At 63.0% G+C, this 13,748-nt stretch carries 13 protein-coding genes; 6 read left to right on the top strand and 7 right to left on the bottom strand.

Annotated features, from left to right (window positions below; all coding sequences use genetic code 11):
* Together ACO1XS_RS15540 and ACO1XS_RS15535 are read left to right on the top strand one after the other, a co-directional pair.
* Window positions 1-262, top strand: a 262-nt coding sequence (locus tag ACO1XS_RS15540; protein ID WP_486391109.1) for an SAM-dependent methyltransferase, incomplete at its 5' end; no start/stop codon positions are given.
* A 157-nt stretch (window positions 263-419) separates the two neighbouring features.
* Window positions 420-935, top strand: coding sequence for a DUF1697 domain-containing protein (locus ACO1XS_RS15535; protein WP_486391108.1), 516 nt, complete (start codon window positions 420-422; stop codon window positions 933-935).
* An 8-nt stretch (window positions 936-943) separates the two neighbouring features.
* On the opposite strand, the gene ACO1XS_RS15530 is transcribed toward ACO1XS_RS15535, so the two are convergent.
* The 6 genes from ACO1XS_RS15530 to ACO1XS_RS15505 all read right to left on the bottom strand — a co-directional run bounded on the left by ACO1XS_RS15530 (window position 944) and on the right by ACO1XS_RS15505 (window position 6,629).
* Window positions 944-1,735 (bottom strand): ABC transporter ATP-binding protein, encoded by a 792-nt coding sequence (locus ACO1XS_RS15530; protein WP_486391107.1) that lies wholly within the window; start codon window positions 1,733-1,735, stop codon window positions 944-946.
* Entirely contained in the window at window positions 1,732-2,622 is an 891-nt protein-coding gene (locus tag ACO1XS_RS15525) for an ABC transporter ATP-binding protein (protein ID WP_486391106.1), read from the bottom strand. Before ACO1XS_RS15525 ends, ACO1XS_RS15530 begins: the two co-directional genes overlap by 4 nt.
* Complete coding sequence (locus tag ACO1XS_RS15520; RefSeq protein WP_486391105.1) at window positions 2,612-3,553, bottom strand: ABC transporter permease; 942 nt, start codon at window positions 3,551-3,553, stop codon at window positions 2,612-2,614. The genes ACO1XS_RS15525 and ACO1XS_RS15520 overlap by 11 nt, the downstream gene beginning before the upstream one ends.
* A gap of 44 nt (window positions 3,554-3,597) precedes the next feature.
* Window positions 3,598-4,677 carry an ABC transporter permease gene (locus ACO1XS_RS15515; protein WP_486391104.1) on the bottom strand — a complete coding sequence of 360 codons (1,080 nt, stop codon included), beginning with the start codon at window positions 4,675-4,677 and terminating at the stop codon, window positions 3,598-3,600.
* 23 nt (window positions 4,678-4,700) lie between these two features.
* Window positions 4,701-6,290, bottom strand: coding sequence for an ABC transporter substrate-binding protein (locus ACO1XS_RS15510; protein WP_486391103.1), 1,590 nt, complete (start codon window positions 6,288-6,290; stop codon window positions 4,701-4,703).
* Window positions 6,291-6,428: 138 nt separating this feature from the next.
* Complete coding sequence (locus ACO1XS_RS15505; RefSeq protein ID WP_331567237.1) at window positions 6,429-6,629, bottom strand: hypothetical protein; 201 nt, start codon at window positions 6,627-6,629, stop codon at window positions 6,429-6,431.
* 287 nt (window positions 6,630-6,916) lie between these two features.
* Between ACO1XS_RS15505 and imuA the strand changes: the two genes are divergently transcribed.
* The 4 genes from imuA to ACO1XS_RS15485 all read left to right on the top strand — a co-directional run bounded on the left by imuA (window position 6,917) and on the right by ACO1XS_RS15485 (window position 13,099).
* Window positions 6,917-7,624 (top strand): translesion DNA synthesis-associated protein ImuA, encoded by a 708-nt coding sequence (gene imuA, locus ACO1XS_RS15500; RefSeq protein ID WP_331567235.1) that lies wholly within the window; start codon window positions 6,917-6,919, stop codon window positions 7,622-7,624.
* On the top strand, window positions 7,554-9,023 hold the full coding sequence (locus ACO1XS_RS15495) for a Y-family DNA polymerase (RefSeq protein WP_486391102.1): 1,470 nt from the start codon (window positions 7,554-7,556) through the stop codon (window positions 9,021-9,023). The genes imuA and ACO1XS_RS15495 overlap by 71 nt, the downstream gene beginning before the upstream one ends.
* 9 nt (window positions 9,024-9,032) lie before the next feature.
* Window positions 9,033-12,179, top strand: a complete 3,147-nt coding sequence (locus ACO1XS_RS15490) for an error-prone DNA polymerase (RefSeq protein ID WP_486391101.1) — start codon at window positions 9,033-9,035, stop codon at window positions 12,177-12,179.
* A gap of 191 nt (window positions 12,180-12,370) precedes the next feature.
* Window positions 12,371-13,099: a phage tail tip lysozyme gene (locus ACO1XS_RS15485; protein ID WP_486391100.1), complete on the top strand. Its 729-nt coding sequence runs from the start codon at window positions 12,371-12,373 to the stop codon at window positions 13,097-13,099.
* A 69-nt stretch (window positions 13,100-13,168) separates the two neighbouring features.
* On the opposite strand, the gene ACO1XS_RS15480 is transcribed toward ACO1XS_RS15485, so the two are convergent.
* A complete protein-coding gene (locus ACO1XS_RS15480) occupies window positions 13,169-13,744 on the bottom strand; it encodes an outer membrane lipoprotein (RefSeq protein ID WP_486391110.1) in 576 nt (191 codons plus the stop codon).
* Window positions 13,745-13,748 lie beyond the last annotated feature (4 nt).

The raw sequence follows: 13,748 nt of genomic DNA, 5'->3' as shown, positions 1-13,748 counted from the left end.
CCGCGCGACGATGGCGATTCATCTCGGCGTGCGTCATCTGGCACGCATCGTCGAGGAACTACTGCCGCACTACGGCGCCGATTGCCCGATTGCGGTGGTTTATCGTGCGAGCTGGCCCGACGAGGAGCGCGTGATAGGTACATTGGCCGATATCGTCGAAAAGGTACGGCAAACCGATATCGAACGCACGGCATTGATTCTCGTGGGGGAGGTGCTGAACGCGGAAGGGTTCGCCGATTCTTCGCTTTATGCGAAAGGATAGGCGCTCAGCGAAAGGCGTTCGGTTCGGCTATCGCGGCGCGGTGTGTACGACGATTGTGAAGCCCAACGTAATCCTCGAGGGCGATGCTTCGATGACTGCCGATTTCCGCCCGCGGTCATCCATGGACTGCACCGCGTTGATTCTCCCAGGAGTTTAAATGCCACGATATGTCGCATTCTTGCGAGGCGTGAGTCCGATGAACGCCAAGATGCCCGAGCTGAAGCGCTGCATCGAGAATGCCGGTTTCGATGACGTGCGAACGCTTCTTTCGAGCGGCAACGTCGTTTTCACGAGCCGCGCGACCTCCGAGTCGCGGCTCGAACAAAAGCTTGAGGCGGCGATGGCGGACGGATTGGGGCACGCCTTTTATACGATCGTCCGTCGCGTCGACGAACTCAACGAGATGCTGACTGCGGATCCTTATGCGGCATTCGAACTGATGCCCGGCGCGAAACGGGTCGTGACATTCATGCGCACACCGCATTCGGTGGACATCGAGTTGCCGGTCGAATTCGACGATGCGCGCATTCTTGCCGTGGCCGAGCGAGAGGTTTTCAGCGTCTACGTGCCGAGTCCGCGTGGCCCAGCCTTCATGGCCCTGATCGAAAAGACATTCGGCAAGAACGTCACGACGCGCACCTGGGACACCGTCAAAAAATGCGCCGCGGCATAAGGGCGCGCTCAGTCCGTGCTGCGTGGTTCACCGGCACTCGGCTTACGGCCACGCCGACGATAGCCATGCGTGGCGCGCAGCAGGCTGCGCGTATAGTCGCTTGCCACCCGCCCAGCACGAACATCGTCAACGCCCAACTGCTCGACGATCTCGCCGTTGTGCATGACGGCCACGCGCTGACAAAGAAAACCGACGACAGCGAGGTTATGACTGACGAGGATCATCGTCAGCTCGCGTTGCCGATGCAGCCGGTGCAGCAAGTTGAGAATTTCCGCCTGAACCGATACATCGAGTGCTGATGTAGGCTCATCGAGCAACAGCACGCGAGGCTCGAGAATCAGCGCACGCGCAATGGCGACGCGCTGACGCTGCCCACCCGAAAGCTGATGCGGGTAGCGAAAGCGAAAGGCGGGTCCGAGGCCGACTTCGGCCAGCGCCCGAGCGATCCGCTGATCGGCGTCCGATATCCGATGGATGGCGAGCGGTTCCCGCAGCGTTTCATCGACGGTAAAACGCGGATGTAGCGAAGCGTACGGGTCCTGAAACACCATCTGCACGTCGCGCCGAAACGCGCGGTCGACGTTGCCGGCGCAGACGATCCGCGTATCGATCGACATGCTCCCGCTCGCAAGCGGCACGAGACCGGTCAGCGCACGCAGCAGCGTCGATTTTCCCGAGCCCGATTCACCGACGAGCCCGAACGCTTCACCGCGCGGGACCGAGAAGCTTGCCCCGCGCACGGCATCGACGTGGCCGGTGCGTGCGGGAAAACGAATGGATACATCGCGGAGTTCGATCATTGTCCGCTCTCCGTGAGCCAGGCCGGATCGCGTTGCAGCACCGGCAATTCTCCGACGGGATGTGCGAGCGTCGGGCTGGCCGCAAGCAAGCCGCGCGTGTACGGATGCGTGGCATGAACCAGTTCCGACGCGGCACAAGTCTCGACCACGCGCCCGGCGTACATAACGGCAACGCGGTCGCAAAACGACATGACGAGCGGCAGATCGTGGCTGATGAATAGAAGCCCGGTGCCATGGCGCGCAATCGTTTCGTCGAGCACGGCGAGCACCTGCATCGAGACGGCCACATCGAGCGCGGAGGTCGGTTCGTCGGCAATCAAGAGCCGTGGGCCGGTCGAAATCATCATGGCGATCATCACACGCTGCCCCATGCCGCCCGAAAGCTCGTGCGGATAACAGGCCGCGACGCGTGCGGGATCGCGAATATCGACGGCATGCAGCGCATCGAGAATGCGCGCGCGCAAAGCGCGTCGTCCCAGCCCGCGCTCGCGCAGCCGAAACGTCTCGGCCATCTGACTCGCTACCGTCATCGTCGGATTCAGCGAATATTTCGGGTCCTGGAGCACCATGCCCATGGCAGCGCCCGCGAGCCGTCGCCGCTCGCGTGCGGACATCGCCAGCAGATCGTGCCCCTCGAAACGCATGCTGCGCGCAGTGCATTGGGCGCTCGCGGGCAGCAGCCCGAGTAGCGCGCGTCCCGTCAGCGACTTGCCCGAACCCGATTCGCCGACGATGCCGAGCCGCTCGCCCGCGGCAAGCGTCAGCGAGACATCGCGCACGGCATCGACGAGGCTGCCGTCATGGCTGCGAAACGCAATCCGCAATCCGTCGATTTCGCAAAGCGGAGGCCGCGAAGCGTTCGCGATATCGGCCATCTCAGTCTCCATGGCGAGGATCGAAGACATCGCGCAGCCCGTCGCCGAGTAGATTGAATGCGAGGCTCACCAGGAGAATGGCCCCGCCCGGCAGCGTAGCGACCCACCATGCATCGAGCAGCACGTTGCGTCCCGAAGCGACCATGAATCCCCACTCGGGGCTAGGCGGTTGCGCACCGAGGCCCAGGAAGCCGAGCCCGGCGACAGCGAGTACGACGCCAGCCATATCGAGCGTCGCTCGCACGATGACGGACGACATGCAAAGCGGCACGATGTAGCGCAGCACGATGCGCGGCTCGGAAGCACCTTGCAATCGCGCTGCATAGATGAAATCGGCGTGGGCAATGCGCAGCGTTTCGGCGCGCGCGAGCCGCGCATAAGCGGGCCACGCCGTGATCGAAATAGCGACGACGGCATTGACGACACCGGGCCCGAGCGCGGCCGCAAAGGCGAGCGCCAGCACGATCTTGGGAAAGGCGAGCGCCATATCGGTGATTCGCATGAGGACGCCATCGACGAAACCGCCGCAAAAGCCCGCAGCGGTGCCGATCAGCAGGCCGATGGGGACGACGATCGATACGACGAGGACGGCGATGCCGAGCGTCAGACGCGAACCTGCGATGAGCCGCGAAAGAATGTCGCGTCCGAGCTGATCGGTGCCGAGCCAATGCGAGGCGCTGCCGGGCGGCAGCAGGCGATCGGAGAGGACTTGCCGCAACGGATCGTGCGGCACGATGAATGGGCTTGCCACTGCGACGATGCCGAGTGCGACGAGGATCACGAGCCCGATCATGTTCAGCGGATTCGCCGCGAAGCGCCGCCAGCGCCGATACGCGAGCCCGAGCGAGGCTTGCGCGCGCGATTGCGGCGTATCGACGAGCAACCATTCGCGCACCGACCGTGGGGCGGCGGGTAGAGTCGGTCGATCGGGAGAAGAAGCCATGTCGAATAAAAGGCCAAATAAAGACGAAAAACAGCGGTGGCGCGTCAACGGGCACGCGGATCGAACACGCGGTAGAGCGCATCGGTCAGCAGATTGACGAAGATGAACATGACCCCGATGACGAGCGTGCAGCCGAGAACGGCGTTCATGTCCGCATTGAGCAGCGCACCGGTCAGATACGAGCCGATACCGGGCCACGCGAAGACGATCTCGGTCAGCACGGACCCTTCGAGCAGATTGCTGTAGGTGAGTGCGATGACGGTCAAAAGCGGCACGGCGATGTTGCCGAAAGCGTGACGCCAGATCACGCGGCTTTCCGGCAGGCCTTTCGCGCGCGCGGTGACGATGTATTCCTGATTCAATTGATCGAGCATGAACGAGCGGGTCATGCGGCTCAGATAGGCGACCGAGTAGTAGCCGAGAAGGGCGGCCGGCAAGGCAATATGCGAGATCGCATTGCGCAGGACGTCCCATTCGCCCGCCAGCGCGGCATCGATCAGCAACGAGCCGGTACGCGGGTCGACCATGCCGTCGTAGAGCGGGTCGAGCCGCCCCGGTCCGCTCACCCAGTGCAGCCGCGCATAAAAGAGCAGCAGCCCCATGAGACCGAGCCAGAAGATCGGCACCGAACTGCCGATGAGCCCGATGAAGCGCGCGAGATGATCGATCGGCCGGTTGTGCCGGACCGCAGCAGCGACCCCGAGCGGCACGCCGAGCGCGATGCCGATCAACGTCGCGAGCGTGGCCAGTTCCAGCGTTGCAGGGAATACGCGCTTGATGTCGTCGAGTACCGGGTTGGCCGTCAGCAGCGATATGCCCAGGTTGCCGTGAAGCACGTCGCGCGCGTAGAGGAACAATTGCGTGGCGAGCGGTTTGTCGAGTCCGAGTGCGATGCGCTCGGCTGCGTAGGCGTCGGCCGACGCGCGATCGCCGAGCACGGCGAGCACCGGATCGATCGGCACTTTGCGGCCGATCACGAAGGTCAGCACGATGAGGCCCGCACAGGTGACGGCGAGCATGATCGCCCAGCGCGCAATGCGCAATGCCCAGCGCACGGCTGGCCTTCGCGCAGTCAGTGTGCGCAGCGCTTCGAATCGGGCGTGCGACGAAAGCGGTGTCGACATGATGGGCTCGGTCGAACGTGGGGTTATTTCTTCAATGTCCGATAAGACGTCAGGTCGTTGATGGGGCCGACTTCCGGCCCGGTGACGCCGGGGCGTGTAGCCACCTGAACGACTTTTTCGAACATGATGATAAACGGCGAATGGTCGAGTACCTGCCGCTGCAGGGCGACGTAGCGCTTCGCACGCTGCGCGGAGACGGGTTCGACGAGCGCGGCCTCGGTGTCGGCGGTGAGCTGCGGAATGCCCCAGCTGTTGCGCCACGCCAGCATTTTGTATTTCGATTGATCGGAGTTGTCCGGATTCCAGGCGAAGCCGCGCGCGTTGCTGTTCGGATCCATGTAATCGGACGACCACTCGCCGATGAAGATGTCGTGCTGGCGCGCACGGTATTTGCCGATCGCCTGCTTGGCGTCGCCAGGGATCAACTTCACCTTGATGCCGCCTTGCGCAAAGCTCGCTTGCAGCGCTTGCGCGATTTCCACGAACGGGTAGTCGTTCGGCATGTCCATCGTCACTTCAAAGCCGTTCGGCAGGCCGGCTTTTGCGAGCAGCGCCTTCGCCTTGGCCACATCCAGACGGTAGGGATTCGCATCGAGCACGCCGAGAAAACCGTCGGGCACGAAGGTTTGATGCACTTTGTAAGTCGTACTGACGATGTTGCGTTGAATGCCGTCGTAATCGACGAGCCATTTCATCGCCTGCTGCACTTCAGGCTTTGCCAGATTCGGATTTTTCGTGTTCAGGCTCAGATAGAGCAATGCCGAGGCGGGCCACGATGCCACGTGGATCTTGCCCGCTTTCGAAAGTGCCGCGAGGCTGTCGGGGCTCAGATTGCGCGCGGCGTCGGCATCGCCGTTTTCGAGCAGCAGCCGCTGCGCTGAGGCTTCGGGCACGTGACGTAGCACGATGCGCTTCATGGGATACGGGGTGCGGTAATCGTCGAATCGTTGCAGCACGAGGCTTTCGTTCGGCGTCCACTTGACGAGCTGGTAGGGCCCGGAGCCGGCGTCATGGGTCCTGAGCCACGCGCTGCCGGCGTCGCCGTTCTGTTCGTGCGAAAGCAGCAGCTTCTTGTCGAGAATCGAGCCGGGGCCCGCGCTCAATACGTTCAGGACGAAGCTCGGCGCATATTTGCGATCGGTCTGCAGTGTCACCGTCTGTTCGTCAATCTTTCGAACCTGCTGCGTGACGCTTTCTTTCGTGAGGCCAAGATCGGCCAATACGCCGGCCGGACCTTTGCCGAGCAATACGGTGCGCTGGAGCGACCAGGCGACGTCGTCGGCCGTGACGGGATTGCCCGAATGGAATTTGACACCGGGGCGAAGCTTGAACGTGTAAGTAGTGCCGTCGGCACCGACGCTCCACGACTGCGCGAGCTTGGCTTCGAACTTGGAGGGGTCGTGCAGATCGATCTGCACGAGGCGCTCATAGACATTCGCCACGTATTCGGACGGTACGAGCTCGTAGATTTCGCTCGGGTCCAGTGTCGTGAACTCACCGATTTGCGTGGCGATCACGAAGATGCCGGGCGGCGTGGCGGCATAAAGCGTGGTGAGGGGCGTCAGTGCGGCGATCGCCGCGGTGACGACGAATTTCGACAGCAGATGCTTCATGCGGGCTCCATCGGAAAAGGGCGATGGGCTCCGCGGCGGTGGGGGGTGGTGACAGCCGCGCGCGGAGCGCAAGACCGCAATCGTACCGCGTGACGACTGTATGTAATCAATATGTGTGGCGGTCTCTGGCCAATGCCGTCATCGGTGGCAATCGACCCACGCGCGTGCCCATTCGATGCCCGCCGCGCGCGCTTCCTCTTCGGTAGCGAAAAAAGCGAGGATACCGGAGCCTTGAATCAGCTCGTTGTTCCGCATGACGGTGCCGCTCGCCGCAAAGCGCTCGTCTTGCGCGATGACGTGGCCCCAGATTTCATAGCCTTGGTATCGTTCGGGTTCCATTGAAATAGGACGCTGCAGTATCGAGCCAGTTCGTGATGAATGATGCCGCGGCCGGTGACGGAAGGACGCTCGGGGACGCGGTGATGAGAGATGCCGACGCATGCGCCATTCCAGCCGGCCAATAGTGGAGGGCCAGCGAGGAATCGTCCACCTCCCAGATTTACGGGGTGCGTTGCCGGCGCCCCTTTCTTCATTTTCCTGCCGTCATCCCAAAAAGTACCTATTCGGGACACTCCGAATACGTGTAGCATACTGTACATCCATACAGGTTATTGCGCAATTGTCCGATGTTTGCCGCTCTTTCCCATCCCGAAGACGTTCATCCTTCGCTCTGGCGCGGGTCGCAGCTCGCGCGGGGCAGCCTGCGTACAGTGGATACGGGTTATGCGGCATTGTCGGCCGAGCTGCCGGGCGGCGGCTGGCCCCTCGGAGCACTCGTGGATCTGCTGATTCAGCAGCCGGGGGTAGGCGAAATGCGGCTGTTGCGGCCGGTGCTCGCGGCACAGGGCCGGCGTCCCATTGCGCTCGTGCAGCCCCCGCATGTGCCCAATGGGCCGGCCTTCGCCTATCTGGATGTGCCCCTCGAACAATTGATTCAGGTGCGCGCGGCCAAAATGCCCGATGCCCTCTGGTCTGCCGAGCAGATGCTCCGGGCTGGCACGTGCGGGGTGGTGCTCTTTTGGGCGCAGCAGGTGCAAACGGCCTCGTTGCGGCGGTTGCATCTTGCTGCCCAGTCGTCGGACACGCTTTTTGTCATGGTGAGGCCGCTCGCAGCCGCTCAGCAGGCCTCACCGGCGTTGCTGCGGCTGGCGGTGCGCCCGGCGGACGACGGCATCAGCGTCGATATCGTGAAGCGACGAGGGCCGACACGCGCCGAAGCCTTGTCGATTCCTCTGCATCCCAGTCCTATTTTGTTCAGCCGTCATGCGCGTATTTCTCGCCGTCAAACTGTACCGACTCCAGCTGGAGGTATTCCAGCCGAAGTGGTGGCCTGAAGCGGCACAAGGCGCGGTCGTACTCGAAAAAGACAGCGTCATCGTGGCCGATGATGCCGCGCGCGCAGGGGGCGTGCAGCTGGGCATGCGCCGCGGGGGCGTGCTGACGCTGGCGCCGGGTGCCACTATTTACGAGCGCGACCTGACCAAGGAAGAGGCCGCGCAGCGCGAAGTCGCCATGGCGCTGATGCAGTTTTCGCCGGAAGTGAGCAGGGTGGATGGAACAACCCTGCTTGTCGATGTCAGTGCGAGCCTGCGTCTGTTCGGCGGGATGCTGCGATTGTGCCGGCAGGTGCGAATCGTCTTGCGCGATATGGGCCTGAGCGCGCGCGTCGGTGCGGCGCCTACGGGGCAGGGAGCCTGGCTGCTCGTTCAGAACGGTCAGCGCCGTTTTCTCGCGATGCGTTCGCTCGCGCGCGAACTCGACAGGCTGCCGTTCGGCACGGTGCCGGATCTCCAACCGTTCGCCGATTGGTTGACCGGTCTCGGCTGCAAGACGATTGCCGATATTCGCCGGTTGCCGCGCGCGGGTTTGCAAAGACGCTGCGGTGCCGAAGTGCTCGCATCGCTCGATCAGGCTTTCGGCGGGACGCCCGAGCTTTTCGACTGGCTGGAGCCGCCGCCCGTCTTTGCGGCCCGCATCGAACTGCCCGACCGCATCGAGCATGCGGAAGGCATGCTGTTCGCCGCGCGCCGGCTCATCGTGCAATTGTGCGGCTGGCTCGTGGCCCGCCAGCTGTCGCTCGCGGCGGCAACGTTTTTTCTCGAACACGAGCGCGGCCGCGAAGCGATGGAGCCCACGGCACTCGCGATCGCGCTCGGCGAGCCGACCTGGCGCGAAGATCATCTCGTCAAGCTGCTCAAAGAGCGTTTGGGACGTCTGACGCTGCCGGGCTCGGTCATCGCGCTTCGGCTCGAAGCGACGAACGTGGCGCCGGCGGTGCCGGCCTCGGAAACGCTCTTTCCCGAGCCCGGTGGCTCGGCACAGGATCATGCGCGGCTCATCGAGTTGCTCGTCGCGCGTTTGGGAGAAGAAAACGTGCTGCGCGCGGCGCCGGCGGCCGACTATCGTCCCGAGATCGCGAACCGTTGGGTGCCGGTGCATGCCAAGATCCAAGCGGCGAGCGCGCCCGCGGTCCTGCCGCGTCCCACCTGGTTGCTCGAGACGCCCGTGCGTTTGCTGATGCGTCAGCATCGTCCGTTCTACGGCTCGCCGCTCAAGATCGTTTCGACCGGCGAGCGGATCGAGGCCGGCTGGTTCGACGGCGAACTCGTGACGCGCGATTACTTCGTGGCTCAGGCGCAAGACCGAAGCTGCTACTGGATCTATCGCGAGCGCGTAAGCAGCCGCGATATCGAAAAAGAGCCGAGCTGGTTTCTTCACGGGCTTTTCGGTTGAGGCGCGACGATGACTGTTCCGACCGCGCTGCCGGCTTATGCCGAGCTTTTTTGCCTATCGAATTTCACGTTCCTGCAAGGCGCATCGCATGCCGAGGAGTTGGCCGAGCGCGCCGCGCAATTGGGTTACGCCGGCCTGGCGATCACCGATGAGTGCTCGCTTGCCGGTATCGTGCGCGCGCATGTGGCGGCCAGGCAAGCGCAACTGCCGCTCGTCGTCGGCTCGTATTTCAAGCTGGTCAACGCCGACGGCTCGCCGGCTTTCGGGCTGATTCTGCTCGCACAGAACCGGGACGGTTATGGCAATTTATGCGAGCTCATCACGCTGGGGAGAATGCGTGCGCCAAAGGGCGAATACCGGCTGACACCGCAGGATCTCGCTCGGCCGGAAAAACCGTACACACATCTGCGCGGCATGCCCGGGTGCCTGGCGATCCTCGTACCCGATTTCCCCGCCAAGGAGGCGCTGCTTGGCGAGCGCCTGCAATGGCTCGACGCGACGTTTCCCGCCAGAGCCTGGTGTGGTCTCGTTTTGCATCAGCGCGCGATGGACGACATTCATCGCGGCACGATCGAATATGTCGCGCAGCAATGCGCGCTACCGGTCGTCGCGCTCGGGCATGTGGTCATGCATGTGCGCTCGCGCAAACCTTTGCAGGACACCATGACGGCGATCCGGGTGGGCAAACCGGTGCACGAATGCGGCTACGAGCTTGCGCCCAACGCCGAACAGCACCTGCGCCCGCGGCTGCGGCTCGCCAATCTCTATCCCGAGCATGCGCTGAAGGAAACGACGAACATCCTCGCGCGCTGTACGTTCTCGCTCGATTCGCTGCGCTACGAATATCCGGACGAACTCGTGCCGCCCGGAACGACGCCGACCGATTACTTGCGTCAGGAAACCTATATCGGCGCTCACCGACGCTTTGCGAGCGGTATTCCGCACGATGTTCAAACCCAGATCGAATACGAACTCGATCTCATACGCGAGCTCGAATACGAGCCTTATTTCCTGACTGTCTATGACATCGTCCGCTTTGCCCGCAGCCGCGGCATTCTCTGCCAGGGGCGCGGCTCGGCTGCCAATTCGGCGGTTTGCTACTGCCTGGGCATTACCGAAGTGGATCCAGCCCGCGGCAATATGCTGTTCGAGCGCTTCATCAGCAAAGAGCGCGGCGAGCCCCCCGATATCGATGTCGATTTCGAGCATCAGCGCCGGGAAGAGGTCGTTCAGTACATTTATTCGAAATACGGCCGGGACCGGGCAGCCATTGCCGCCGCAGTGTCGACATACCGCCCGCGCGGTGCACTGCGCGAAACGGGCAAGGCGCTCGGTGTCGACCCGCAAATCGTCGATCGGGTGGCCAAATCGCACCAGTGGTTCGATGGCAGACGCGACTTGCTCAAGCGTTTCCAGGACTGCGGGCTCGATCCCGAAGCGCCGCTGATACAGGCGTGGGCATCGCTCGCCACGCAACTGCTCGGTTTTCCTCGCCATCTGTCGCAGCATTCGGGGGGCTTCGTCATCAGTCGCGGCAAGCTGTCGCGGCTCGTATCGATCGAAAATGCGGCCATGCCGGAACGTTCCGTCATCGAATGGGACAAGGACGATCTCGAATCGTTAGGATTGCTGAAAGTCGACGTGCTTGCCCTGGGTATGCTCTCGGCCATTCGCCGCACGCTCGATTTCGTTTCGCAACTGCGAGGCGAACGTTTTGAAATGCAGGACATTCCGCCGGAGGATACTGCGACGTACGAAATGATTTCGCGCGCCGATACGGTCGGCGTGTTTCAGATCGAATCGCGCGCGCAGATGTCGATGCTGCCGCGTCTGAAGCCGCGGACGTTCTACGATCTCGTGATCGAGGTTGCGATCGTGCGGCCGGGGCCGATTCAAGGCGGCGCCGTTCATCCTTATTTGCGGCGTCGCCAGAAGCTAGAGCCCGTCACGTACCCCGGCAAGGCGCTGGAAATTGCGTTGTCGCGCACGCTCGGCGTGCCGATCTTCCAGGAGCAGGTCATGCAGGTCGCAATGCTCGCCGCGGGCTTTACGGCGGGCGAGGCCGATCAACTGCGGCGGGCGATGGCTTCATGGAAACGCAAAGGCGGGCTCGAGCAATACTACGATCGCATCGTAGGCGGCATGACCGCGCGCGGCTACGAGAAATCGTTCGCCGACGGTATTTTCGAGCAGATCAAGGGATTCGCCGAGTATGGCTTCCCGGAAAGTCATGCGGCAAGCTTTGCACTGCTCGTCTATGCAAGCAGCTGGCTCAAGCGTCATGAGCCGGAAGCTTTCCTCGCGGCGATGCTCAATAGCCAGCCGATGGGATTTTATTCACCGTCGCAGCTCGTGCAGGATGCGCGGCGCCACGGTGTCGAGGTATTGCCTGTCGATATTGCCATCAGTCAGTGGGATGCGACGCTCGAACAGGTGGCGCACAGGGAACGGCCCGCGGTTCGTCTTGGCCTGTCGCAGCTCAAGGGCATGCGCGATGGCGCGGCCGAACGCATCGCCCTCGCGCGAGCGGCGCGGCCGTTCGAGAGCGTACGCGACATGGCGTGCCGGGCCGAACTCGATCGCCACGACTTGCAAGTACTCGCCGCGGCCAATGCACTCGCATCGCTCGCCGGTAATCGCCGCGAAGCGTTGTGGCAATCGGCGGCCGCCGTGCCGGACAAGGACATGCTCGCGCGCGCGGTCCTGGAGGACGAAACGCCGGCGCTTGGTATGCCGTCGGAAGCGGAGGATATCGTAGGGGATTACCGGACGATGGGCCTGACGCTCGGACGTCATCCCGTGGCGCTCTTGCGCTCGCAATTGGACAAGAAACGGCTGATGCCGGCTGCGGTATTGCAGCATTATCCGAACGGCCGGCTGGCCCGAGCTTGCGGGATCGTGACGGTGCGCCAGCGGCCCGATACGGCGAAGGGCGTGATCTTCGTCACGATCGAAGACGAGACCGGTAACGTCAATGTCATCGTCTGGCCGAAGATGCTCGAACGGCAGAGAAAAGAGGCGCTCGGCGCGACGCTCCTCGCAGTGTTCGGCGTTTGGCAATGCGAAGGAGAGGTACGGCATCTGGTTGCGCACCGTTTCGTCGACCTGTCGCATTTGCTCGGCGAGTTGTCGACTTCCAGTAGGAATTTTCATTGAGCGTTCAGCGACGAGCCCGAGGCGTCGCTCGCTCTCGCGGTACCGGGCCGGCTTCGCTTTGATCCCCGCTTCGCTCTGACGTCGTTCGCTTCGCGTATCGAAAGTATCGTAAGGATGCCTTTGCTATGTTCTTCGTAGTGCCGGCCCAAATCGCATAGTCGACGGGCTACCCATTGTCATCGGAGATGGCTGTGATCGATACCGCTGGATTACGAGGATTGAATACGCTGCAAAGCGAGCCGACGGGCACTGGCGGCGCTGCTTGGAACCCCGCACTGTATCAAGCCGGCATCGTCAAGGAAATCGAGCAACTGTTGGCGTTGCTTTCATCTGCGCTCGGAGACGGCGAGTCCTCGACGGATTCGCTCCTGGCGGCCTTGATATCCGGCGGCTCTTCAAGCCCGGGTGGCACTTCGCGCGCAGGTAGCGCCCGCGTCGCTTCGTACTCGGGCGCAAGCGGGGGCGGCAAGCCGGTGGCCGGCTACTTCATGACCCATTTGCAGAAGGATTTCAATCTGACGCCTAACCAGGCGGCCGGCATCGTCGCCAACCTCTGGTACGAAAGCGGCGGCATGCATCCCAACATGAACGAAGGCGGGCATGCCGGGGCGCCCAGCTCGAACATGGGGCAAGGCTACGGTGTGGCGCAGTGGACGGGTTCGCGCAAACGGGAGTTCCTCGATTTCGCGGCACGCAACCATATGAACCCGTCGAGCGTGGAGGCGAACTACGCGTTTTTGAAGCACGAGTTGCAGACCACGCATTCGGATGCCATCCGCGCCGTAAAGTCGACGAGCACGGCGAAAGAGGCGACGCTGAAGTTTTGCAACGTGTTCGAGCGCCCGGGTGTCCTTGCCCTCAATGCGCGATACGATGCGCTCGCACAGGTGATGCCATCCGGAAGCTCGGTGATGGTTTGACGGACTCGTGATGCGCCGGCATTGCCGGCGCATCCGCCCTGTTGCGCGCTACCCGCGTTTCAAAGCAGCCTAGTAGCGAGAGATCTGGTTACCATCGATGCGCACGCGGTCGCCCGGCCGCAAATCGCCCGGCGTTTGCATATCGAACGAACGCATGCTGCCGTCGCTCAACTGAATGTCGACGCGATAGCCGGACGGCTGCCCCATGTTCTGACCGATCTGATTGCCGGCGACGGCGCCGCCGAGTGCCCCAATAACCGTGGCGGCATCGCGCCCATGTCCGCGGCCGAACTGGTTGCCGATAACTCCGCCTACCACCGCGCCGACGAGCGTGCCCGCGACGCCGGAGGGACTCGTCGCGCCGCCGATCGGCCGAATGCCCGCGACGCTGCCGTACTGCGTGCCGTATTCCCCGGGCTGAGTGTAGGCGGGCTGTGGCGGCGGCGTATAAGCGGGTTGCGCGTAGCTCGGCTGGGCATATGCCGGCTGCGCGTACTGCGGTTGCGCGTACTGCGGCTGCGCACCGTATGCTCCGTACGGGTTCGGCGCGACACATGCGGTAAGGGACAAGCCGGCGACCGCTATGAGCGCAGTCAGAAGAGTGGTCTTGATCAGCGTGGGGCGTTTCATGATTTGACTCGGTATCGAT

Source organism: Trinickia sp. (assembly GCF_057351765.1).
This window is presented reverse-complemented; position numbering and strand designations above follow the sequence as displayed.

Excerpts from the sequence above, each read along its gene's own strand:
- ACO1XS_RS15525 (WP_486391106.1), bottom strand. The coding sequence starts at position 2,622 with ATGGAGACTGAGATGGCCGATATCGCGAACGCTTCGCGGCCTCCGCTT.
- ACO1XS_RS15520 (WP_486391105.1), bottom strand. The coding sequence starts at position 3,553 with ATGGCTTCTTCTCCCGATCGACCGACTCTACCCGCCGCCCCACGGTCG.
- ACO1XS_RS15535 (WP_486391108.1), top strand. The coding sequence starts at position 420 with ATGCCACGATATGTCGCATTCTTGCGAGGCGTGAGTCCGATGAACGCC.
- ACO1XS_RS15505 (WP_331567237.1), bottom strand. The coding sequence starts at position 6,629 with ATGGAACCCGAACGATACCAAGGCTATGAAATCTGGGGCCACGTCATC.
- ACO1XS_RS15490 (WP_486391101.1), top strand. The coding sequence starts at position 9,033 with ATGACTGTTCCGACCGCGCTGCCGGCTTATGCCGAGCTTTTTTGCCTA.
- ACO1XS_RS15515 (WP_486391104.1), bottom strand. The coding sequence starts at position 4,677 with ATGTCGACACCGCTTTCGTCGCACGCCCGATTCGAAGCGCTGCGCACA.
- ACO1XS_RS15495 (WP_486391102.1), top strand. The coding sequence starts at position 7,554 with ATGCGCGTATTTCTCGCCGTCAAACTGTACCGACTCCAGCTGGAGGTA.
- imuA (WP_331567235.1), top strand. The coding sequence starts at position 6,917 with ATGTTTGCCGCTCTTTCCCATCCCGAAGACGTTCATCCTTCGCTCTGG.
- ACO1XS_RS15510 (WP_486391103.1), bottom strand. The coding sequence starts at position 6,290 with ATGAAGCATCTGCTGTCGAAATTCGTCGTCACCGCGGCGATCGCCGCA.
- ACO1XS_RS15530 (WP_486391107.1), bottom strand. The coding sequence starts at position 1,735 with ATGATCGAACTCCGCGATGTATCCATTCGTTTTCCCGCACGCACCGGC.